Source organism: Pantoea sp. RCC30.1 (assembly GCF_058148845.1).
In genome coordinates this window covers 1-21659 of the sequence record NZ_JBXUHX010000002.1, presented here as the reverse complement: position 1 = coordinate 21659, position 21659 = coordinate 1, and the positions used below count along the sequence as shown (strand labels likewise).

Annotated in this window: 27 protein-coding genes; 14 read left to right on the top strand and 13 right to left on the bottom strand. The window is 57.1% G+C overall.

Features of this window, described 5'->3' with window-relative positions:
- Positions 1 to 88 precede the first annotated feature (88 nt).
- From AC2LB6_RS02620 to AC2LB6_RS02600, 5 genes are read left to right on the top strand one after another with little or no spacing between them, the layout of a single operon-like run.
- Positions 89 to 1720: an ABC transporter substrate-binding protein gene (locus AC2LB6_RS02620; RefSeq protein ID WP_490092329.1), complete on the top strand. Its 1632-nt coding sequence runs from the start codon at positions 89 to 91 to the stop codon at positions 1718 to 1720.
- Positions 1717 to 2748, top strand: coding sequence for an ABC transporter permease (locus tag AC2LB6_RS02615; protein WP_490092328.1), 1032 nt, complete (start codon positions 1717 to 1719; stop codon positions 2746 to 2748). The genes AC2LB6_RS02620 and AC2LB6_RS02615 overlap by 4 nt, the downstream gene beginning before the upstream one ends.
- Positions 2745 to 3650 (top strand): ABC transporter permease, encoded by a 906-nt coding sequence (locus AC2LB6_RS02610; RefSeq protein ID WP_490092327.1) that lies wholly within the window; start codon positions 2745 to 2747, stop codon positions 3648 to 3650. The genes AC2LB6_RS02615 and AC2LB6_RS02610 overlap by 4 nt, the downstream gene beginning before the upstream one ends.
- Positions 3622 to 4488, top strand: a complete 867-nt coding sequence (locus AC2LB6_RS02605) for an ABC transporter ATP-binding protein (protein ID WP_490092326.1) — start codon at positions 3622 to 3624, stop codon at positions 4486 to 4488. The genes AC2LB6_RS02610 and AC2LB6_RS02605 overlap by 29 nt, the downstream gene beginning before the upstream one ends.
- A gap of 9 nt (positions 4489 to 4497) precedes the next feature.
- Complete coding sequence (locus AC2LB6_RS02600) at positions 4498 to 5262, top strand: ABC transporter ATP-binding protein (protein ID WP_490092325.1); 765 nt, start codon at positions 4498 to 4500, stop codon at positions 5260 to 5262.
- 67 nt (positions 5263 to 5329) lie between these two features.
- Here AC2LB6_RS02600 and AC2LB6_RS02595 read toward each other — a convergent pair whose 3' ends face one another.
- A complete protein-coding gene (locus tag AC2LB6_RS02595; protein WP_003853539.1) occupies positions 5330 to 5968 on the bottom strand; it encodes an RpiB/LacA/LacB family sugar-phosphate isomerase in 639 nt (212 codons plus the stop codon).
- Positions 5969 to 6107: 139 nt separating this feature from the next.
- Between AC2LB6_RS02595 and AC2LB6_RS02590 the strand changes: the two genes are divergently transcribed.
- The 3 genes from AC2LB6_RS02590 (at position 6108) to AC2LB6_RS02580 (ending at position 7674) form a co-directional block, all read left to right on the top strand.
- The gene (locus AC2LB6_RS02590) at positions 6108 to 6428 is read left to right on the top strand and encodes a cupin domain-containing protein (protein ID WP_490092324.1); all 321 of its coding nucleotides are present in this window, start codon (positions 6108 to 6110) and stop codon (positions 6426 to 6428) included.
- A gap of 251 nt (positions 6429 to 6679) precedes the next feature.
- A complete protein-coding gene (locus AC2LB6_RS02585; RefSeq protein WP_490092323.1) occupies positions 6680 to 6919 on the top strand; it encodes a hypothetical protein in 240 nt (79 codons plus the stop codon).
- A gap of 260 nt (positions 6920 to 7179) precedes the next feature.
- Complete coding sequence (locus AC2LB6_RS02580) at positions 7180 to 7674, top strand: P-loop nucleotide/nucleoside kinase family protein (protein WP_490092322.1); 495 nt, start codon at positions 7180 to 7182, stop codon at positions 7672 to 7674.
- Positions 7675 to 7686: 12 nt separating this feature from the next.
- On the opposite strand, the gene AC2LB6_RS02575 is transcribed toward AC2LB6_RS02580, so the two are convergent.
- Positions 7687 to 8580, bottom strand: a complete 894-nt coding sequence (locus AC2LB6_RS02575) for a dihydrodipicolinate synthase family protein (protein WP_490092321.1) — start codon at positions 8578 to 8580, stop codon at positions 7687 to 7689.
- 132 nt (positions 8581 to 8712) lie between these two features.
- Between AC2LB6_RS02575 and AC2LB6_RS02570 the strand changes: the two genes are divergently transcribed.
- The 5 genes from AC2LB6_RS02570 (at position 8713) to AC2LB6_RS02550 (ending at position 12574) form a co-directional block, all read left to right on the top strand.
- On the top strand, positions 8713 to 9027 hold the full coding sequence (locus AC2LB6_RS02570) for an antibiotic biosynthesis monooxygenase family protein (RefSeq protein WP_031592353.1): 315 nt from the start codon (positions 8713 to 8715) through the stop codon (positions 9025 to 9027).
- Between the two features lies 1 nt (position 9028).
- A complete protein-coding gene (locus AC2LB6_RS02565; protein WP_490092320.1) occupies positions 9029 to 9412 on the top strand; it encodes an amino acid-binding protein in 384 nt (127 codons plus the stop codon).
- Positions 9413 to 9416: 4 nt separating this feature from the next.
- Positions 9417 to 10127 carry an ArsR/SmtB family transcription factor gene (locus AC2LB6_RS02560; RefSeq protein ID WP_490092557.1) on the top strand — a complete coding sequence of 237 codons (711 nt, stop codon included), beginning with the start codon at positions 9417 to 9419 and terminating at the stop codon, positions 10125 to 10127.
- Positions 10128 to 10446: 319 nt separating this feature from the next.
- Positions 10447 to 11754, top strand: coding sequence for an MFS transporter (locus AC2LB6_RS02555; protein WP_490092556.1), 1308 nt, complete (start codon positions 10447 to 10449; stop codon positions 11752 to 11754).
- Between the two features lie 10 nt (positions 11755 to 11764).
- Positions 11765 to 12574 (top strand): molybdate ABC transporter substrate-binding protein, encoded by an 810-nt coding sequence (locus tag AC2LB6_RS02550; protein WP_490092319.1) that lies wholly within the window; start codon positions 11765 to 11767, stop codon positions 12572 to 12574.
- Here the strand turns inward: AC2LB6_RS02550 and psrA are convergent.
- Positions 12549 to 13448 carry an L-proline-binding transcription factor PsrA gene (psrA, locus tag AC2LB6_RS02545; protein WP_490092318.1) on the bottom strand — a complete coding sequence of 300 codons (900 nt, stop codon included), beginning with the start codon at positions 13446 to 13448 and terminating at the stop codon, positions 12549 to 12551. The genes AC2LB6_RS02550 and psrA overlap by 26 nt on opposite strands.
- Before the next feature lie 14 nt (positions 13449 to 13462).
- Complete coding sequence (locus AC2LB6_RS02540; RefSeq protein ID WP_490092317.1) at positions 13463 to 13954, bottom strand: MarR family winged helix-turn-helix transcriptional regulator; 492 nt, start codon at positions 13952 to 13954, stop codon at positions 13463 to 13465.
- A 73-nt stretch (positions 13955 to 14027) separates the two neighbouring features.
- Between AC2LB6_RS02540 and AC2LB6_RS02535 the strand changes: the two genes are divergently transcribed.
- A complete protein-coding gene (locus tag AC2LB6_RS02535) occupies positions 14028 to 14963 on the top strand; it encodes a quinone oxidoreductase family protein (RefSeq protein WP_490092316.1) in 936 nt (311 codons plus the stop codon).
- A gap of 49 nt (positions 14964 to 15012) precedes the next feature.
- On the opposite strand, the gene AC2LB6_RS02530 is transcribed toward AC2LB6_RS02535, so the two are convergent.
- The 9 genes from AC2LB6_RS02530 to AC2LB6_RS02490 form a co-directional block, all read right to left on the bottom strand.
- Positions 15013 to 15453, bottom strand: coding sequence for a thiol-disulfide oxidoreductase DCC family protein (locus AC2LB6_RS02530; protein WP_490092315.1), 441 nt, complete (start codon positions 15451 to 15453; stop codon positions 15013 to 15015).
- Positions 15422 to 16045 (bottom strand): P-loop nucleotide/nucleoside kinase family protein, encoded by a 624-nt coding sequence (locus AC2LB6_RS02525; protein ID WP_490092314.1) that lies wholly within the window; start codon positions 16043 to 16045, stop codon positions 15422 to 15424. The genes AC2LB6_RS02530 and AC2LB6_RS02525 overlap by 32 nt, the downstream gene beginning before the upstream one ends.
- Complete coding sequence (locus AC2LB6_RS02520; protein WP_090961123.1) at positions 16042 to 16479, bottom strand: PTS sugar transporter subunit IIA; 438 nt, start codon at positions 16477 to 16479, stop codon at positions 16042 to 16044. Before AC2LB6_RS02520 ends, AC2LB6_RS02525 begins: the two co-directional genes overlap by 4 nt.
- 9 nt (positions 16480 to 16488) lie before the next feature.
- The gene (locus AC2LB6_RS02515) at positions 16489 to 16758 is read right to left on the bottom strand and encodes a hypothetical protein (RefSeq protein WP_010245053.1); all 270 of its coding nucleotides are present in this window, start codon (positions 16756 to 16758) and stop codon (positions 16489 to 16491) included.
- Positions 16759 to 16853: 95 nt separating this feature from the next.
- Positions 16854 to 17696: a class II fructose-bisphosphate aldolase gene (locus AC2LB6_RS02510; RefSeq protein WP_136198029.1), complete on the bottom strand. Its 843-nt coding sequence runs from the start codon at positions 17694 to 17696 to the stop codon at positions 16854 to 16856.
- Positions 17683 to 19050, bottom strand: a complete 1368-nt coding sequence (locus AC2LB6_RS02505) for a PTS sugar transporter subunit IIC (RefSeq protein ID WP_490092313.1) — start codon at positions 19048 to 19050, stop codon at positions 17683 to 17685. Before AC2LB6_RS02505 ends, AC2LB6_RS02510 begins: the two co-directional genes overlap by 14 nt.
- Positions 19043 to 19357: a PTS sugar transporter subunit IIB gene (locus AC2LB6_RS02500; protein WP_490092312.1), complete on the bottom strand. Its 315-nt coding sequence runs from the start codon at positions 19355 to 19357 to the stop codon at positions 19043 to 19045. The genes AC2LB6_RS02505 and AC2LB6_RS02500 overlap by 8 nt, the downstream gene beginning before the upstream one ends.
- A 10-nt stretch (positions 19358 to 19367) precedes the next feature.
- Positions 19368 to 20348, bottom strand: coding sequence for a 6-phosphofructokinase (locus tag AC2LB6_RS02495; protein ID WP_490092311.1), 981 nt, complete (start codon positions 20346 to 20348; stop codon positions 19368 to 19370).
- 458 nt (positions 20349 to 20806) lie between these two features.
- The coding region (locus AC2LB6_RS02490; RefSeq protein ID WP_490092310.1) for a sigma 54-interacting transcriptional regulator at positions 20807 to 21659 on the bottom strand (853 nt) is incomplete at its 5' end.

Below are 21659 nucleotides of genomic sequence, written 5' to 3'. Positions count from 1 at the left end.
AAGTACGGCAAATAATAATAACCCCGTTACCGCGCAGCCGTGACGACGCGGTAAACGGGAAAAACCTCTGACCTGCTGGACTTTACCTATGACCCTGACACAACGATGTGGCGCGTGGCTGATCACGCTGCTGGTGCTGACGGGCAGCGCGTCAATCCAGGCAAAGACCCCGGATGACCAGCTGATCGTCGGCATGAACATGAACAATCTGCTCACCCTGGATCCGGCCGCTATGACCGGCAACGAGGTGGTCGGCATTGTAGTGAATCTCTATGACGGTCTGGTGGAGCTGAACCCGCAGCAGCTCTCCGAGGTGCGCCCGGCGCTGGCCGAACGCTGGTCAGTCAGCCCGGATAACCGCACCCTGACCTTTCACCTGCGCGACAACGTCAGGTTTCACTCCGGCAATCCGCTCACCAGCGCCGATGCGGTCTGGTCGATGCGGCGGGTGCTGCATCTGAACCTGGCGCAGGCGTCGGTGTGGAAATCGTACGGCTTCAGCCGCGACAACGTTGACCAGATGATCACCGCGCCCGACGACCGCACGCTGGTGATCACCCTGCCTAAGCCGAACGATCCGCAACTGGTGATCTACTCGCTGGCGGCGCTGGGCAGCATGGTGGTGCTGGACCGCAAAACGGTGCAGCAGCATGAGGTCGATGGCGACTGGGGCAACCGCTGGCTGACCACGCATGAAGCGGGTTCCGGCCCGTTCCGGCTGGATGTCTGGCAGGCAAAAGATGTGCTGCGGATGAGTCGCTCGGCAGACTACTGGCGCGGCGAGGCGAAGATGTCGCGGGTGGTGTTCCGCCACCTGCAGGAGTCGCAGACCCTGCGGCTGATGATGGAGAAAGGCGACCTGGATATCGCCAGTAACATGGCGATCCCCGACGTGCGCGCCCTGCGTCACGATCCCGACCTCACCATCGACGCGGTCAGAAAAGGAACCATCTACTATCTGGCGATGAGCATGAAAGATCCGCACTTCAACAATATCAAAGTGCGTGAGGCGGTCCGCTATCTGGTCGATTATCAGGGCATCAATAAGAGCCTGATGACCGGCTACGGCGAACTCCATCAGCGCCCGATTCAGGCCGGTATGCCCGCCACGCTGCCCGACCCCGGTTACCGGCTCGATGTGCCGCGCGCCCGTGCACTGCTGGCTGAAGCGGGTTATCCGGACGGCTTCGACACCACGCTGCGGGTGCTGGCCGATCAGCCGTTCCTGAATATCGCTATCGCGGTGCAGTCAACGCTGCTGCAGGGCGGGATTCGCGCAAAAATCATTACCGGCACCGGCAACCAGATTTATGGCGCGATGCGCGATCGCCAGTTCAATCTGCTGGTCGGACGCGGCGGCAGCGGCGTGGAGCCGCATCCCCACTCCAGTCTGAGGTCGCTGGTTTACAACCCCAACAATGCGGACAGTGCCCGGCTGACCAACTTCCAGGGCTGGCGCACCGGTTTCTACGACGCGCAGCTCAACCGCATGATCGATCAGGCGCTGGTGGAACGCGACAAAACCCGCCAGCAGCAGGACTATTTCGCCATCCAGCAACGCTATGACCAGCTGGTGCCTGCACTGATGCCGCTTTCACAAATGCTCGACTCCGTGGTGGTCAGTAACCGGGTACAGGCGTATCAGCCCCATCCCTCCGCGACCACCTTCCTGCGCGACGTCTGGAAAACCCCTGAAGCCCTGGCGGGAGGCCCCCCATGATTCTGACCCTGACCCGACATCAGTGCCGCCGCATCAGCCATCGCGCGGTGCAGGTGCTGATTACGCTGTTCGGCCTGCTGCTGCTGACCTTTTTTATTGGCCGGGTGATGCCGCTGGACCCGGTGCTGGCGATTGTCGGCCCCGACGCCGATCAGGCCACTTATCAGCAGGTCTATCATCAGCTCGGCTTTGATAAACCGCTGTGGATGCAGTTTGGCATCTATCTTAATGCGCTGCTGCATGGCGATCTCGGTCATGCGCTGTTGACCGGCCAGCCGGTAGTGCATGACATCCTGCGTGTCTTTCCCGCCACAGTAGAGCTGGCCACGCTGGCAATTGTGATTGGCGCGGGCCTCGGCGTGCCGCTGGGCGTGCTGGCGGCGGCGCGTCGTAACAGCGTCGTCGACTATGTGGTGCGGATGCTCAGCCTGGCCGGTTACTCCACGCCGATCTTCTGGGTCGGCATGATGGGCCTGCTGCTGTTCTATGCCCATCTCGGCTGGGTCGGCGGCGCAGGACGGGTAGACTTCAGCCTGGATGGCATCGTGCCACATCGCACCGGCTTTATGCTGATTGACGCCCTGCTGGCCGGCAACAGCCAGGTGTTCCGGAACGCGCTGAATCATCTGGTGCTGCCCGCCTCGCTGCTCGGCTTTCACTCCATGGCCTACATCAGCCGTATGACGCGCAGCTTTATGCTGGCGCAGCTGTCACAGGAGTTCATTCTCACCGCGCGGGTCAAGGGCCTGACCGAATGGCAGGTGATCTGGCAGCACGCCTTCCGCAATATCCTGGTACAACTGCTGACCGTGGTGGCGCTGGCCTATGGTTCGCTGCTGGAAGGCGCGGTGCTGATCGAAACGGTCTTCTCCTGGCCCGGCTTTGGTTCCTACCTCACCGGCAGCCTGATGCTGGGCGATATGAATGCGGTAATGGGCTGCGTGCTGGTGGTAGGCCTGATTTTTGTGCTGCTTAACCTGATCTCCGACCTGCTCTATCAGGTGTTCGATCCGAGGACCAAAGTATGACGATCTCGTTTGATGCTGCATCTGTGAGTCATTCCCGCGAGCGACTGGCGCGCTGCCAGCGTTTTGCTGCCCGCTGCGGCTATTTCCTCTGGCGCATGGTCTGTAATCCCCTGACTGCCATTGGCGGCGGTATTGTGCTGCTGCTCTGCATCGTGGCGCTGTTTGCGCCCTGGATCGCGCCGTATCATCCGCTGATACAGGATCTGAACAACGCCTTAACGCCACCCGGCGCGGCCCACTGGTTCGGCACCGACGAGTTTGGTCGGGATATCTTCAGCCGTCTGGTATGGGGCGCGCGGATCACGCTCTACATCGTGCTGCTGGTATCGGTCACTGTCGGGCCGCTCGGCCTGCTGCTGGGCGTCACCGCCGGTTACTTCGGCGGCAAAGTCGACGGTGTACTAATGCGCGTCACTGATATCTTTATCTCTTTCCCGAGCCTGGTACTGGCGCTGGCGTTTGTAGCTGCCCTGGGTCCGGGTCTGGAGCATGTGGTGATTGCCATTACGCTCACCGCATGGCCGCCCATCGCCCGTCTGGCGCGTGCCGAAACGCTGTCGCTGCGTCAGGCGGACTTTATCTCGGCGGTACGTTTACAGGGCGCGTCGCCCTTGCGGGTGCTGTGGAAACATATTATTCCGCTCTGCCTTCCGTCGGTGATTATCCGCATCACCATGAACATGGCGGGCATTATCCTCACCGCCGCCGGGCTGGGATTTCTCGGGTTGGGCGCGCAGCCGCCCGATCCGGAATGGGGCGCGATGATCGCCAGCGGCCGCACCTACATGCTGGAGTGCTGGTGGGTGGTCACCGTGCCCGGTCTGGCGATCCTGATTAACAGCCTGGCATTTAACTTCTTAGGAGATGGCCTACGTGACCTGCTTGATCCCCGCAGTGAGTAACGCCTCGCCGTTGCTCGACGTGCGCGATTTGCACGTGAACTTTGTTAACGGACGCCAGGCAACCCCGGCGGTGCGCGGCGTCTCCTTTCAGCTCGGTCAGGAGAAGCTGGCGATTGTCGGTGAGTCTGGCTCCGGTAAATCAACCGTAGGCCGCGCCCTGCTGCAGCTGCATCCGGCGAAGGCGCGCATCGAGGCGAGCCGGATGCAGTTTGGCGATATCGACCTGCTGCACGCCAGCCCGGCACAGATGCGCGCCATTCGCGGCAAACGCATCTCAATGATTATGCAGGACCCGAAATATTCGCTGAATCCGGTGATTCGGGTTGGCGAGCAGATCGCCGAGGCCTGGCGCAGTCACCATCGCGACCAGAAATCGGCGGCACGTCAGCGGGCGCTGGCGATGCTGGAGGAGGTGCAGATCCGCGATCCTGAACGGGTTTATCAGCTCTATCCTCATGAGATTTCCGGCGGACAGGGGCAGCGCGTGATGATCGCCATGATGCTGATTACCGAACCGGAACTGGTCATTGCCGATGAGCCGACCTCTGCGCTGGATGTCTCGGTGCGTCTGCAGGTGCTGGCGCTGCTGGATGATCTGGTAAAAGCGCGTGGACTGGGGCTGATTTTTATCAGTCACGATATCAATCTGGTGCGCAGCTTCTGCGATCGGGTGCTGGTGATGTATGCCGGGCGCGTCGTGGAGTCGCTGGCCGCCAGTGAACTCGACAGTGCGCAGCATCCCTATACGCAGGGCTTGCTGGCGGCGCTGCCCGACCTTGATCATCGCCGTACACGCCTGCCGGTGTTACAACGTCACGCAAGCTGGTTAACCGACTAAGGAGTGGTGATGATTGATGTAAAAAACCTCAACCTCAGCTTCGGCGATGAGGGCACGCTTAATCAGGTGCTGTTCGACGTGAATCTGCAGGTGAAACAAGGTGAAATCTTTGGGCTGGTCGGTGAGTCGGGATCGGGCAAAACTACGGTGCTGAAGTGTCTGGCGGGCCTGTTTACTCACTGGCAGGGAGAGCTGACGATTGATAATCAGCCGCTGACGCATCGAATCGATCGGGCGCGCTGTCGGCAGGTGCAGATGGTGTTTCAGGACCCTTACGGTTCGCTGCACCCGCGTCACACGCTGGGCGATATCCTTGAAGAGCCGTTGCAGATTCAGGGCATCGGGCAGCGCCAGCAGCGGGTGGTGGCAATGCTGGATAAGGTCGGGCTGAATCGCGCCTGGCAGACGCGCTATCCCCACCAGCTTTCCGGCGGTCAGCGTCAGCGTGTGGCGATTGCAAGGGCGCTGATTCTGGAGCCGCGCGTGCTGCTGCTGGATGAGCCGACCTCTGCACTGGATGTTTCGGTGCAGGCGGAAATCCTGAATCTGCTCAGTGATCTGCAGCAGCAGGAGAACCTGACCTATTTGATGGTGACGCACGACCTCGGCGTGGTGGCGCATCTCTGCCATCGCGTGGCGGTGATGCAACAGGGCAAGGTGCTGGAGACGCTGGATGTGCCGACGCTGGTGGCCGATCGCGCCGCGATGCCCTACACGCGGATGCTGGTGGAGGCGAGTCGCCACAACCATGCGGTGCTGGCGCAGCAGAGCTGAATAGGCGCGGACGCAGAGAGAAGATAAAAAAAGGGCCGGTGAGATCGGCCCTGTCAAATCGGAGGGCTTAGTGAGTCAGCTGACGCACAAAAGCAACGATCTCCTGATTTTTGCCATGCTCAAACAGGCACTGCTGGAAACGCGGGCCGCTGACGGCGGTGCGTACCAGTTCAGGATCGATGGCGCGCAGGGTGTCGAGATAGTTTTCTTTGATCACCGCAGCCTTGACCTGATTCAGCAGGCCGGCGTTGCGCACCTGCGGCTCTTTACGCTCTGGCGGATAGCCATTGCCCTTCTCGCCCGTGAACGCTTTTTCAAAGATAAAGCGCAGGTTCAGCTCAGCTCCCCAGCCAAACCCTTTGGCGAATGGCAGGGATAAGGCATTACCGTTGTTGATTTGCGCGAACAGGTAAGCATCCGCCGGATCGATACAGTAGCCGCAGACCACGCCCGGATGAATGTTCAGCGACATCAGCGCACCTTGCCCGGTGCCGCAGCCCGCGACCACGAAATCCACCGCCTGGCTGTTCAGCAGCACGCTGGCCTGGATGCCGAGGTGAATGTAGGTCAGATGGTGATCCTGTTCATCGCTCATCCCGACGTTGAAGACCTGATGGCCCAGCGGCTGCGCGACGCCTTCCAGTTCTTTCAGCACGGTTACGTTCTTAGCGGCCTGGCTGTTTTCCATCATTAACGCGATTTTCATGATCTACCCTCATAAAATAAATGAAACACTGTTTCATTTTAGAGAAAAACCACTAAAGTGCATGGACTAATTCACCCTGGTGCTGTGAGACCCATCACAAAACGGCGACTACAGCGCCCACTACCGTGTGAGGATAAAGATGTTTATCTACCATAAAGAGCGACCACTGGAAGATCTGGGTAACGGTGTGACCCGCCGCGTACTGGCGCATGGCGGCACGATGATGGCGGTTGAAGTGAGTTTTGAAAAAGAGGCTGTCGGCCCGCTGCATCATCATCCTCACGAGCAACTGACTTATGTGCTCAGCGGACGCTTCGCCTTCACCATTGAGGGTGTAACACGTGAAGTGGGTGCGGGCGATACACTCTATAAAGCGCCCAATGTGGTTCATGGCTGTGTCTGTCTTGAGGCGGGTGTCCTGCTGGATACCTTTACACCACAGCGCGAAGATTTCCTGTAAGCAAAACAGCCTGAGCGGCCTGCCGGGCCGCCTGGCGAAGGATTAAGATTACTGCCGCTTTTTTCTTCCCAAAATCCCCTGAAACGCATTACCGGATTAAACAGTTAACTAACAGAAAGTTAGTCTGCATCCGCGCTACGCTTAGCTTCGACTAAAAAATCAACCTGGCTCACTCCTGTACAAAACCCGGATCGTTGTATAAGTTTAATAGCAACATCAGCGCGTTTTTTAACCCGTATAAGGATAATAATATGCCAATGCAAAACACCCTCACATTGCCTCTGAACCACAGCGTCCCGGTTAAAAATGAGTTCCGTTCATCCTTTGCTGCATCTGAGCAGGACAAAATCAATTTTTTGATCGAAGAGTTGATGGAAGCGGGTAAGGAAAAGAGCTGTATGGAACTGCTGCGTCATCTGGCTTCTGCGAACAGTGCCGAAGAAGAAGCCTGCTGCCGTGAACTGCTGACGTTACTGATGGCCCAAAAATGAAGCCTGTGGCTGGCTGTTCAGCGCAGATTCAACACATAACATCACCACAAAAACCCGCCTGACCGTACTTCCCCGTTCAGGCGCGTCATCTCTCCAGTAAAAGCCGCCTTTTTCCTTTGCGCCGTAATGCTCACCGAAGCGGATGCTGATACGCGCGTTAAATCCGCTTAAACCGACCTCACGACTCTCATTGCTTCTCTCTCAGCTCTTTTGTTAGCCTGAATTTTCCCCGATTCATTATCAGGTTCCACAGGAGTGATATGACCATGACCTCTTCCCCCGCCACACTGCATCTGCTGTGTGGAAAAATGGCTTCAGGGAAATCAACGCTGGCAGCTCAACTGGGCGCTTTACCGGGTTACGTGGTGATCAGCGAGGATCAGTGGCTCGCCGCGATCTGGCAGGATGAGATGCAATCGGTGGCTGACTACGTGCGCGTTGCGGCAAAACTCAGAAAGGCGATGACGCCTCATCTGGTGGCGTTGCTAAACGCGGGCGTGTCGGTGGTGCTTGATTTCCCTGCCAACACCCGGGCGAATCGCGACTGGATGATGTCGGTGATTAAGGCATCCTCTGCCGACCATTGCCTGCATTATCTGGACGTGCCGGATGCGCTGTGTAAATCGCGGCTGCACGCCCGTAATCAGGGCGGCGAACACGCCTTTGCCGCAACAGACGAGCAGTTCGCGTTGATTACCCGCTATTTCGAACCGCCGCAGGAGGAGGAAGGCTTTAACCTGGTGCGCCACGGTTAACGCCTTCTGAATTTAAGAGAGATCGAGTGCCGCGAGCACGTCAGCTATCTGCCTGCAATCCGCATCAGGGAGTGGCAACAGTGGACGCGGCAGGCAGTCGCGTTCGGTCAGGCCCAGCAGCCCCGCCGCCGCACTGATCACCCGGAAACTGCCGCCGTGCTGGCGGAACAGCGCCCACAACGGCTGGAGGCGATCGGACTGCGCCCTGACGCTCTCATGATCGCCTGCGGCTGCCGCGTCGGTCATCGCTTTTGCGACATGCGGAAACAGCCCGCCGCACACCGAATACCAGCCATCACATCCGGCAATCAACGCATTGGCGGCAGAGGCGTCACCGCTGACACCAATCGACATGGAAGCAGGCAGCGTACCGCGCAACTGAGCAAGGCGCTCATTCGCCGCGGACTGCTCCGCCGGAACACCCGGAATTTTCACTGAGCCAACGCCGGGCAGCGCAGCGATCCGGCTCAGCAGCACATCAGAAAACGTAAAATGGGTCGTGCCCGGATTGTCATAAATGCAGATCGGCACCGAGGCGTGGCGCGTCACGCTCTCAAACAGCCCAAACACCTCATCCTCTTTCAATGCCTGATAACCCAGCGGCGGCAGCAGTAACGCGGCGGCTCCCGCCTGCTGCGCATCCTCCGCCAGCGCCAGCACCTCGTCGGTGCTCACCGCGCCAATGCAAATCATCACCGGAATCGAATCTGCATGTTCTACCGCCAGCTCTGCGATACGCCTGCGCTGTGGGCGGGTCAGATAGGCATAGCTGCCGGTAGAACCCAGCACGCCCAGTGAGTCGACTTTCGCCTCAGTCAGCCTGCGTAGCAGCCGCAGAAAGGCCGCTTCATCGGGCTTGCCATCAGCAAAGGGAGTAAGGGGAAAGGCACTGAGTCCGCTGAACATAGGGTCTGCTCCATGGTGAGGCTGAGTGGGTGGGTTGGCTGACCTCACCCGCACAGCCATATTTCGTTACTGGCCGAAGCATCAACTCGCCCCGCCCGCTATTTTGGCGCTATCACCCAAAGGAGGATAGCAATGATTGCCGTACTATTTGAAGCCGAAGCCCGCCCCGAACACCAGATGCGTTACCTGCAACTGGCTGCCGACCTTAAACCGCTGCTGATGCAAAACAGCGGGTTTATCTCTCTTGAGCGTTTTCAAAGCCTGACCGATGAGAAAAAAATTCTCTCACTCTCCTGGTGGCGCGATGAAGAATCGGTACTGGCCTGGAAGCGCAACCTGTGCCATCAGGCCGCACAGCGTGAAGGCCGCGAGACCCTTTTTGCCGGTTACCGTCTTCGCATCGTCACGCTGGTAAGAGAATATGCCTCACAACAGGGAGTAAATTAACATGTTCGATATTCATGTCATCCTGCAAAATAGTCCAGGCACACTTTCACGACTCACCACGCTGCTGGGTCGTCATGGCATCGGACTGGAAGGCGGCGGTCTGTTCTCTTTTGATGAGCAGAGCCACGCCCATTTTCTGGTCGCGGAAGGCGAACGGGCGCGGGCCGTGCTGGAAGCCGAGGGGATAGCCGTCGAGGCCGTCAGTGCCCCGCTGATTCGCAGGCTACCGCAGCAGCGTCCTGGCGAGCTGGGGGCGATCACGGCACGCCTTGCCGATGCGGGAATCAACATCCTGGTGCAATACAGCGATCACGCTAACCAGCTTATCCTGATCACCGATAACAACGGCTCAGCCGCCGGGCTGACCACAGAATGGGCACCGTAATATGATGGCAACACCGCAAGCGGAAAATGAACCAGACGACAGCGAATCACTTGAGCACGCGATAGTGGCCGTCGCGGCAGCGATGGCCGATCCGTCACGGGTGAAAATGTTGTCAGCACTGATGGATGGCCGCGCCTGGACCGCCACGGAACTCAGTGCCGTCACCGACGTGGCACCCTCCACTGCCAGCGCTCATCTGAACCGGTTGATCAACAGCGGCTTGATCGTCTGTGTGGCGCAGGGCCGTCACCGTTATTACCGACTGACCGGCAGTGACATCGCTGCGCTGATTGAGAACATCATGGGCGTGTCGTGGCGACGGGTCGCCGCGCCGGCGAGCACTACGCCGACATCGCTTCGCACGGCCCGCACCTGTTACGACCATCTGGCGGGTGAGATTGCGGTTCAGATCTACGCCGCCATGATGCAACAGGGCTGGATCACGCCGGAGGGCAGCGCTGTCACCGTTTATGGTCAGCAGCAGTTTGCGGCGTTGCAGATTCATCTGTCGCAGTCAGGACGCCGCAAGGCGTGCTGCGGCTGTCTCGACTGGAGTGAGCGCCGGTTCCATCTCGGCGGCTACGCGGGCGCCGCGCTGCTGACCGGCTTTGAACAACAGGGCTGGCTGACCCGTCAGCCCGGTTATCGTGAAGTCGCGTTTACCGAAGCGGGCGTCCGGCATTTACGTCAGGTTTTCGATATCACTCTTCGCTGAAACAGCACGCCTGAGTTCAGAGCCCCTTTGCCGCCAGGCGCTACGCGGGTGGCGGCAGATTGCCCGGGATCCCCTTATCAGCGCGTAACAGGCTTATGAATTCTGTCACATTTCCGCAAACTCGGCTCAGAGCCGATAACACGCCGGCAAAGCCGACCCTCTCGATAACATACTGAATTAAAATGCTTTTAAAGGGCAACCCTGGGCAATCATGCGGCCTGCACATCAATCAATGCCCTTTTTGCACTTATCTGGCGCGGAGTGCTGATCCACTCTTCAGTCACAGGCGCGGCAAAAAGCGTCATACCTACTGGAGCTACTGATGCAGACAACCTCACCCATGACTCACCGTGCCAGGATTGGCGCAATATTCCGTGTGACCTCAGGCAACTTTCTCGAACAGTTCGATTTCTTCCTGTTCGGTTTCTATGCCACCTATATCGCCCATACTTTCTTCCCGGCCAGCAGTGAGTTCGCCTCACTGATGATGACCTTTGCCGTGTTTGGTGCAGGATTCCTGATGCGCCCGATTGGCGCGGTAGTGCTGGGCGCGTACATCGACAAGGTTGGCCGTCGTAAGGGGCTGATCGTCACGCTCTCCATCATGGCAGCAGGCACCTTTATGATCGTGCTGATCCCCTCTTACCAGAGCATTGGCCTTTGGGCACCGCTGCTGGTGCTGGTTGGCCGACTGCTGCAGGGCTTCTCCGCCGGTGCAGAGCTGGGCGGTGTTTCGGTCTATCTGGCGGAAATTGCCACACCAGGCCGCAAAGGCTTCTACACCAGCTGGCAGTCGGGTAGTCAGCAGGTCGCAATTATGGTCGCGGCAGCGATGGGCTTTATCCTCAACGCCGTGCTGGAAGAGAATGCTATCCGTGAATGGGGCTGGCGTATTCCGTTCCTGTTTGGCTGCCTGATTGTGCCATTTATCTTCTTGCTGCGTCGCAAGCTGGAAGAGACACAGGAGTTCAACAACCGTCGCAGCCATCCTGATGTGAAACAGGTGTTCCGTATCCTGCTCAATAACTGGCAGGTGGTGATTGCCGGGATGCTGATGGTGGCGATGACGACAACAGCCTTTTACCTGATTACGGTTTACGCGCCGACCTTTGGTAAGAAAGTGCTGCTGCTGAGCGCCTCTGACAGCCTGCTTGTGACCTTGCTGGTGGCGGTGTCGAACTTCATCTGGCTGCCGATTGGCGGCGCGATCTCCGACCGCTTTGGCCGTAAGCCAGTGCTGGTCGCCATGACCCTGTTGGCGATTGTCACCACCTATCCGGCCCTGAGCATGCTGGCGGCAGCACCGGGCTTCTTGATGATGCTAGGCGTTTTGCTGTGGCTTTCGATGATTTACGGTCTCTACAACGGCGCGATGATCCCGGCGCTGACCGAAATCATGCCGGCGGAAGTCCGCGTGGCGGGCTTCTCGCTGGCCTACAGCCTGGCAACGGCGCTGTTTGGTGGCTTTACCCCGGTGATGTCAACCGGACTGATTGAGCTGACCGGTGATAAAGCGTCGCCAGGCTACTGGATGAGTTTTGCGGCAGTCTGCGCCCTGGGTGCGACGCTTTACCTCTATCGTCGCACCCGCAGTACCGTATCGCCTGCCCACGAAACTGTTAGCTGAGGAACGGAAGATGAAACTGAAAACGATATCGCTTTATGCAGCCCTGCTGTTCAGCGTGGCGGGCAGCGCCACAGCGCAGGCAAAAGAGCTGACGGTGATGATCTCCGGCGGGTTTAAAGCAGCGTGGGACACGCTCTCGCCACAATTCGCAAAAGAGGAAGGGATTACCATCAACACGGTCGCTGGCCCATCTATGGGTAAGACGCCGCAGGCGATTCCGGCCCGACTGACGCGCGGCGAACCAGCTGATGTGGTGATTATGGTCGGCGACGCGTTAAGCGATCTGCAAAAAAAGGGCGAAACGCTGCCGGGTTCACGGGTTGAGCTGGCGGACTCCCGCATCGGCGCGGTCATTAAAAAAGGGGCCACGCCGGTTAAAATCGGCAGCGAAAGCGAGCTGCGTGCGGCCCTGCTGAACGCCCCTTCTATCGCCTACTCCGACAGCGCCAGCGGCAAATATGTCAGCAGCCAGCTGTTCAGCCGACTGGGCATTGAGGATCAGGTGAAGGCGAAAGCGGTAAAGGTTGAGCGCATCCCGGTGGCATCAGAAGTCGCGGCCGGTAAATACGCTATCGGCTTTCAGCAGGTCAGTGAGTTGCTGCCTGTCTCTGGCGTAACCTTTATTGGCGAACTGCCGGACAAGCTGCAATACACCACCCGCTTCGCCGGTGCCGTGGTGCGCAGGTCAGCGCAGCCGGACGAAGCAGCGAAGCTGCTGCACTGGCTCGCCTCGGCCGAGGCTCAGCAGGCGGTGCACGCCAGCGGACTGCACACAGTGAAGGCATCAAAACCGGTTAAAGTCGCTGATACTGTTCAATAATCAGGTTTTCGAGTTCGCTGGCGATATGTGACAGCGTGCGGCCATTTTTACGCAACAGACCCACGGTGCGTTTTACCTCCGGATCGGTTAACGGCACCGCCATCAGCAGGGCATGTTCGTATCCAGGCATCGACATCGCGGGGACGGCAGCAATGCCGAGCCCCGCTTCAACCATCCCCAGCATGGTGGTCACGTGCCGGGTTTCACAGACACAGGGCTTCTCCGGCATGATCGCCTGCAACGCCTGGTCCAGCAGGTTGCGATTGCCGGAAGTTTTATCCAGCCCGACCCATTCCTGTTGATAAAATGCCTGCCAGCTCAGACTCTTTTTGCCTGCTATCGGATGGTCACGCCGACAGGCCGCCACGTAGGGATCCTCCATTAGCGGCTGGAAATGCACATCCGGCTGTGAGCGGCTCGAAAAACTGATGCCGAAGTCGGCCTGCCCGCCAATCACCGCGTCATAGACGTTGGCCGCACTGCTGTCGATCATTTTGACCCGCACCTTGGGATAGCGCGCCTGGAACAGCCGGATAATGTTGGGCATAAAGTAGTAGGCGGCTGACGGCACGCAGGCCACGGTGATGAGGCCGGTGCGGGCTAAGCTCACCTCACTCAGATCGGCCATGACCTCTTCAAAATCGGCCAGCAGCTTTTCCGATCGCTGCGCAAACGCATGCCCTTTCAGCGTCAGCGTGACGCGGCGCGTGGTCCGCTCAAACAGTTTAATTCCCAGCGTGGTTTCCAGCTTATCTATCCGGCGGCTCAGCGCTGACTGAGACAGGCAGATCGATTCCGCCGCCAGGCGAAAATTTCCAAACTCCACCAGCGCGCGAAATGCGTAGAGATCGTTGAGATCAAAATTAACCGGCATGGGCACCCCTTCCCTTAAACCGCATCACGCTTATCCTCATTTTCATCGCCTTCCGTCTGAGTGAAATCGGTAACGAATCTGCTGAGTAACTGCTCCAGCGCCTCGCGATCGCACTCCGGCCAGTGCTGGAAAACACGCTGATAGACCTGCACACGTTGCGCATCGATTTTATCAGTCATCGCCCTGCCATCCGGGGTGATTGCCGCCTCGTTAATCCTTTTGTCCTGGCGGTTTTTCTGGCGCACGACCAGCCCGGTTTCCTCTAATTTCGCCACCTGACGACTGACCGTGCTGTAATCACGCCCCACCCGATCTGCCAGCTCACCCACGCCGATCGGGCCGAACCGGCTGACCTGAACCAGCAGCGGAAACAGCGCCCGATCCAGCTCAATACCCGACGCTTTAATCATCGCCATATCGCGCTGGGGCCGGTTAAGGGCGCCTGCAATTGTCAGCAGACAATTGTGCAGCGCATCGTATTTATGTGTATTTTGCACACTTTTCATTGACGCCATCCTGAGGCTGGAATAATGTGTGTACTTTACACTCAATCACCGATCATTAGAAGGACAACTCCCTATGAAAGCAGCCATCATTACTCATGCCGGTCAAAAACCGCACTATGGTGATTTTCCCGATTCCCTGCCCGCTGAAAACCAACTGCTAGTTCACGTGAAAGCCGCCGCCATCAGCCAGTTGGTCAAAGCACGGGCTGCAGGCACGCATTACAGCGCCGCTGCGCCCTATCCTATGGTGCCAGGCATTGACGGTACCGGTTACCTCGAAAACGGCGATCCGGTTTACTTTCTGACCTTTGGTACCGCGTCGGGCAGCATGGCGGAACGCGTGGTGGTCAATGCCCGCTGCGTCATTCCGCTTCCTGCGTCGCTTGATCCCGTGGTCGCCGCCGCGCTTGCCAATCCGGGCATGTCTTCATGGGCCGCACTCACCCGCCGGGCTGAACTGCGCAAAGGCGAAACCGTGCTGATCAACGGCGCAACCGGCACCTCCGGCCGCCTGGCGATTCGTATCGCCCGCAGTCTCGGCGCGGGTAAAATTATTGCGACCGGCCGGAACCCGGAGATACTTCAACAACTGCTTAATGAAGGCGCAGACAGCGTCATTACACTTGATGCTCTGGCCGCTGAACTCCCTGCCCTGATGGCAGACGGCATTGATGTGGTGCTGGATTATCTATGGGGAGAGAGCGCGCTGGCGATCATGGAAGCGGCGGTGCGGGGCGGTGATCATGTCGTTCGCTTCGTTCAGATTGGCTCACTCAGCGCACAGGAGATCCCTTTGCACAGTCATTTGCTGCGTGCATCCGGGCTGACACTGATGGGGAGTGGACTGGGCAGTGTATCCAACGCAGACCTGATTGGCTCGCTGGCTGAACTACTACAGGCTGCCGGACAGCACGCATTTTCTGTGCCTTTTAAGGCACGTCCCCTTTCTGATGTGGATACAGCATGGGATGAGGATGACAGCCGCTGTCGGACGGTGTTTACGCTGTAGTCACCCGGAACATGAACAGCGCGGGCCTGCCTGTCGGGCAGACCCGCCACTAACCTACGGACGGCATCGGATGCAGAAAACGGTCGGGATAATCAGGTGTGAGAGCGTGCTGGCTACTGTAACGGCCAAACAGCTTATAGCGGTTTAACGCGATGCGGTCGTAGGCGAAGTTACTGACCCTATCCGGGAAGTGGCGCAGTACTGCCAGTCCGCGCCAGGGGGCCGGCAGATGCTGCATCACGCGGAACACTGCCTGCGCCCGCAGCCAGTGCTGATTACCGTCAATGTAGACAATAGTGCTGACGTTCTCTTCCGGCAATCCGGCCCAGCGCAGCAGCGCTTTGCCCTGCTCGCTCTGCACCGAGGCAAAACGGACCTGCCGCGCCAGATGGTGACGCAGCAGAAACTGAACCCAGCCGTTACACAGCTTACAGACGCCGTCATAGAGCACGGCGCTCTCACCGGTTTGCAGATACGGGGGCGACGACATCCTGCAACTCCTCACTCCTCTGATGATGAGCTGAAGTGTAGCGGATTCTGGACAGTTGTTGTTGCAGCCAGTGGATAACGGCAGCGTGATCCTGGGCGCAGGCATCCACCTCATACACCGCTCCCAGCGCCATCGGCCTGGCCTGTTGCGCCAGCTGGCGCAGCTCCGGCAGATACTCAGCGCCCGGATGGCCCGGCAGCCGCTGCGACAGACGCGCCTGATAGCGCGCCACCGCCACCTCCGGCTCTATCTTCAGCCACAGCTCCAGCACCTCTTCGATGCCCGCCTGTTTCACTCCCTGTTCAAGCAGCGTGCGCGGCTGAAAACCAAACCAGGCATCGATCAGCCAGACCTGACTGGCGGGTGCCTGTTCGACGATGTTCCAGATTGCCTGATAGGCCGCGCAACCAAGTTGCCGGTTACGCAGGCGATCGACCGGCGCAAAAGCGTGCATAAACGGCTCTTTCAGGCTGTCGAGCGTCAGCACCGGCCAGCCAAAGTGTTGTGACAGCGCGTGCGTCAGGGTGCTCTTTCCCGATGCCGGAATACCGTTAACCAGCACCACGCGTTTGGGGGGGATGTTTTGCGTCATAAGATATCGATAACCTCCGCGACACTGCTGGCCTGACGTAACCGGACCAGCGTCTCCTCATCCTCCAGCAGCGACACAATCGCGCGGATCCCCTCTTCGATATGTGCATTGCTGTCACGTGCGCCAAACATAATCACAATGTCCGCCTTATCACTGCCCTCAAACGAGATCGGTTCATTCAGCAGGATCATACTGAAACAGTCGCGGATCACCCCCGCTTCCGGGCGCGCATGGGGGATGGCGATCCCCTCCTCAAACACATAATAAGCGCCATGGGCCAGCGTATTGGCGATCACCGCATCCGGATAGGAGGCAGCGAGATAGCCGCCGCTAACCAGCGGTTCGGCGGCCAACGCGATAACCTGACGCCAGTCCGTGGCGTCGATGCCAATCTGAATGGCGTTGGCCTCTTGCAATAACTGCTTAATCGTCATCAGCTCTCCTTAAATCGACTGGCGAACCACATTGCGTAATTCATCGATTTTGACAAACAGCGCATCAATTTCATTGCGGTAGCGACGGCTTTTCGCAAATAAACTTAATGCCCGGTTATATTCCAGCATTAATTGTTTTTGCGTTTCGCCATCACGTGGATTTATAGCCAGCTGCTGCTCCAGTTGCGTTATTTTCTCGCGGCTTAATTCCGCCAGATGATCCTGCTGCTGCTCGCTGGGTTGTTCCACAGCCGGAGACTTTTTTAAGAATCCAAACATAGGCTCTCCTGCCCCCTATCATGTCGGGGTGGCTAAGATTAATAGTGATGATAAAAACGTTTAACGCAATAACCCGGTGATGGCGACGCGGGCAATTACCGGAATAACTGCATTTTCTCTACCAGCACATTGGTGACTGCATCATTGGCCGGCACCAGGAAATTACGCACGCTGTCATTAACCTTGCCTTTCTCGAAGGTCGATTTGCACTGCGCCACCCATTGAACATTCATTTCGGTACCGACATTGACCTTCTCAATCCCGCTGCTTACCGCCAGCCGCATATCTTCATCGCTGACGCCGGTGCCGCCGTGAAGCACCAGTGGCGTGTGGGTTGCCGCTGTAATATCCGCCAGACGCTGATGCTGAATATGCGCCTTACCGGTGTAAAGCCCATGTACGGTGCCGATAGAGATCGCCAGCATATCGACGCCGGTCTCTTCAACGAAACGGCGTGCATCTTCCACCGGCGTAAACGCGATCGCCTCCATCTCCACACATTTACCATCTTCCGAGCCGCCAATCGCGCCCAGCTCCGCTTCTACCGAGACATTATGTGGCCGCGCCATATCAATCACCCGGCGGGTATTGGCAATATTCTCTTCAATCGACAGATGTGATCCGTCATACATCACAGAACTGAATCCGGCATCTATCGCCGTCTGAATCGCGGCTAAATCGGAACAATGATCGAGATGCAGACAGGTCGGCACATTCATACTCTCTGACAGCGATTTAATCGCATCGACCAGCAGCTTATGGCCGAGATATTTTGCCGTGCCGGTAGAGATCTGAATCATTAACGGACTGTTGGTTTTCTCTGCCGCTTTAAAATAGGCGGGCAGCATCTCCAGGCAATGAAGATTAAAAGAACCCACCGCTTTAAAGTCACGCTGTTTAGCCAGCTTTAACAGGTCGGCGAAATTATAAAGTTTCATGGATTTTTTCCTCTTGAGGTTTGGTGGTTTTGCCGTTAACAAACCAGGCAAGTGCGGTAACAAAGGCAATAAACAGGGCGACGAACAGCCAGTTGTTCTGGAAGGCATGGCCGAGCACCAGGCCGGTACTGATGACGTCTGAATCACTGAAGGTCACGCCGGTAAAGCCATAGCTCTCCAGCATCGGCACCAGGATGGCGGGCAGAATGGTGATAAAGAGTCCGTGGACGAAGCCGCCGATTATCGCGCCGCGCCGTCCGCCCATGGCATTACCAAATACCCCGGCGGTGCCACCGGCAAAGAAGTTAGTCAGCAGGCCAGGCAGGATCATCGCCAGACCGAACATCGGGAAGACCAGCATGCCGACGATAGAGCCAAGCGTAGTGGCGAGGAAGCCGACGATCACCGCGTTCGGGGCATAAGGAAACATCACCGGGCAGTCCAGCGCCGGTTTGGCATCCGGCACGACACGCATGGCGATCCCCCGGAAAGCAGGCACCAACTCGTTAAGCAGCAGACGGACGCCGCTGTAGAGCACGAAGACCCCGGCCACGAACTGAATCGACTGCATAAAGGCGTACATCAGGTAGTTCATGCCGTTGCTGTACTGGGCAATGAACGTCGGACCCGCAGCCACGGCCGGGATCAGGTACATCGGCACCATCACCAGCGCCATCGACAGATAGGTATCCTGCAAAAACTTAAAGTTATCTGGCAGCTTCAGATCTTCGGTGGAGCGCGATCCTTTGCCGACCACTTTGGCGACCGCCGCTGTGACCAGATAACCAATGGTGCAGAAGTGACCCAATGCCACGTCGTCCGAGTCGGTAATCCGCCGTACCACTGGCTGCGCCAGCGCTGGCATCACCACGGCCATGATCCCGCCAAAGATACCGCCGGTCAGGATCAGTGGCAGGCCGGTCAGCCCCGCTTTGTAGCCGATCACCGCGCCAATCGTCGCCATCCACAACAAGGCCTGGCCGGTAAGGAAGATGTACTTAAAGGGCGTCAGTCGCGCGATGATGATATTGACGATAAAGATCACCAGCAGCGTCAGCGCCACTTCAGAACCCAGCTCACGGTTAGCCAGCCCGGCAATAGCGGCAACATCGGTGATATAGCCACGCATGCCAAAGCCGTGAGTAAAAATGGTATTGAGGAACGTCAGCGTCCCCACAATAATATTGATACCCGCCATCATAATTAAAAACCCGAGCAGGGTTTTAAAGGTGCCTTCCACCACCTTGCCTGCCGATTTTTTTTGCAGCAGCAGACCAATCAGGGCAATAAAGGCGATCAGAATGGATGCCTGCCCCAGCAGATCTTTTACCAGGAAGTCGATCACACTATTCATGGGCGGCGACCTTCTCGTTGCGTTCTTTTAAGAAGGCCAGGATCTTCTGCTCTATTTCCGCTTTATCGGTGAGCCGGTTAAGAATAATGACCCGTTTAATTTCTTCCGGACTGGCGTCGGCGTTTAATACATCGGCAAACGCTTTTTGTGTCAGGATCATATCTGACTTAAATGCATTCGCTTCTGAAATGGTGGTGTGATCGATATCGGCCTCAATCTCCAGTTTTTTTAATACCGCCTTTGCGCTCATCTCAATCGCAAAGCTGGAGCCTAATCCACAACCACAGACACATAATATTTTCAGCATGGTTTTGTCCTCACACTATATTGAGTTGTTTAGCGAGTTTGTAATGGTGCCCGTCAATATCGACCAGGCGTTTTTGCATGCTTATTAAATCAATCGGGATCGGTTTATTGCTGCCATTAATAATGACCGCTTTATTCCGCATGCCTGACTGAATACAACGCACCACTTCACTGGCCATAATGGTGCCCTGATAAATTTCTTCGCAGGTAGGATCACCATTGCGCAGTCCATAACCGAGAATGGTTTTACGGATGCGGACGCCAATAAGCGGCTCAAGCTGTTTGATCAAGGTGTCGATCGCCCCCTGAAAGCCGGGCGAATATTCACGGGTGTAGCCTTCTGAACAGAGGATGACCACGCTGTTCTGTTCAGCCAGCCGCCCTGTGATGCGCTGCGCCAGTTGTGGCAGGGGGATCTGGCACTCGGGGATTAACGCGATATCCGCATTGGATTTAATCGCCGACTGCAGCGTTAATTCACCGCAGTAGCCGCCGAGCAACTCCAGCATAAACACCCGGCCTGGTAAGGCGCGGCCGGTATTGCGCAGTTTCGCGACCTCTTTTAATACCTGCTCGCAGGCGGTGGAAAAACCCAGCGTGTAATCACTGCCAAAGACATCATTATCGATGGTCATGCCGACGCCGAAACAATTAACACCGGATTCCGACAGAATGTGGAGAAATTGCAGCGAGCCGTCACCACCCGCCATGATTAATACGTCAATGCGGGCGCTTTTCAGCTGGCGCGCAATTAACTCATATTCGCTACGCACCAGTTTCTTTTGCGTGCGCCCCGATTGCATAACGGGAATCGGGGCGATGGAGAAGTCGAGCAGATCGCGCTGGCTGATATCACGATAGTTATTTGCCAGCAGACCGGGAATGCCGCCGTCAAATATCACCATCTCAGCCTGAGCGAGACGCCCTATCTGGAAGACAAAGTTATTTATTCCGGTCACATCCCCGCCACTGATCACCATTCCAATGCGCATTTCCCTCACCTCGCTGGCTTAATCTGCTGAAGGCCATTCTTCCGCTTAGTGGGGTTGCTATTTGCAGAGGAGATCACAGTTACGCGCGGTAATTTTCGGGCGGGAATATTGACAGGCAGGTAAATCAGGATTTATTTGTGAGATTCATCACAATTTAATTTTTGCGCGAGACTGGAGGGAATTCATATAAATCAGGGAGTTAGTGATTCACCCGACGCATGAAGAACATCGGTCAGTTACTCACTTCAACAACAACGATATGCTGTTGCAAATTTGTGATTACCGCCGCATTTTTTCCGGTTCTGTGACGCTTTCAGCCTGCACTAACCAGATAAGCGCAGCTAAAACGCCCTGCCGCCACGTTTTATATTACGCCGGGAGTGACCGACGATTGACGGTGGAAGATGACTGATGACGCGGTTTAATCCGTGAAGAATTTAAACCGCCCGGTATTTCCGCTAAGGGTTCACCTCGATTCCCATTTTTTTCATCCTGGATAATAACGTGGTGCGTTTCAGTCCCAGACGGACTGCAGCACCGCGCGGCCCCGCGACTACGCCATTGGTTTCTTTCAGCACGTCAATAATGTGCTGGCGTTCATCCACTTCATGTATGGAAGAAAATGATGCAGGCGGTGGCGCGCTGACCGCGGCTCTCGACGCAGAAAGGGGGAATGAATGATTTAATTCGTCTGGTTGCATCTCCAGTACGGTTCCCCGTGTCAGCAAGACGGCCCGCTCAATCACATTTTCCAGTTCACGCACATTTCCCGGCCAGGGCATACGACTTAGCACACGCAACGTTTCTGCAGGAATACTGTCGATAGTGCGCTTCATCCGTTTCGCAATTTTACCGGTGAGGAATTTTACCAGTTGTGGAATATCCTCCGGCCGCTCGCGTAAAGGCGGGATCACAATCGGGAACACGTTAAGCCGGTAATAGAGATCACTACGAAATTCTTTATCAGCGACCATCTGTTTTAAGTCACGGTTAGTGGCGGCGATCATCCGCACATTGACTGAAATCAGTTTATTACCGCCTACCCGCTCGAACTCCTGCTCCTGCAAAATACGCAGCAGTTTAGGTTGCAACTCCAGTGGGATTTCACCGACCTCATCAAGAAATAAGGTCCCCTGATCAGCCAGCTCAAAGCGCCCCATTCTTTGCGCCGTTGCGCCCGTAAAGGCGCCTTTTTCGTGACCAAACAGGTCGCTTTCCATTAGCCCGGCAGGCATCGCTGCACAGTTCATTTTTACCATCCGTCGATCGCGACGATCGCCAAGATTATGAATTGCGCGTGCAATCAGCTCT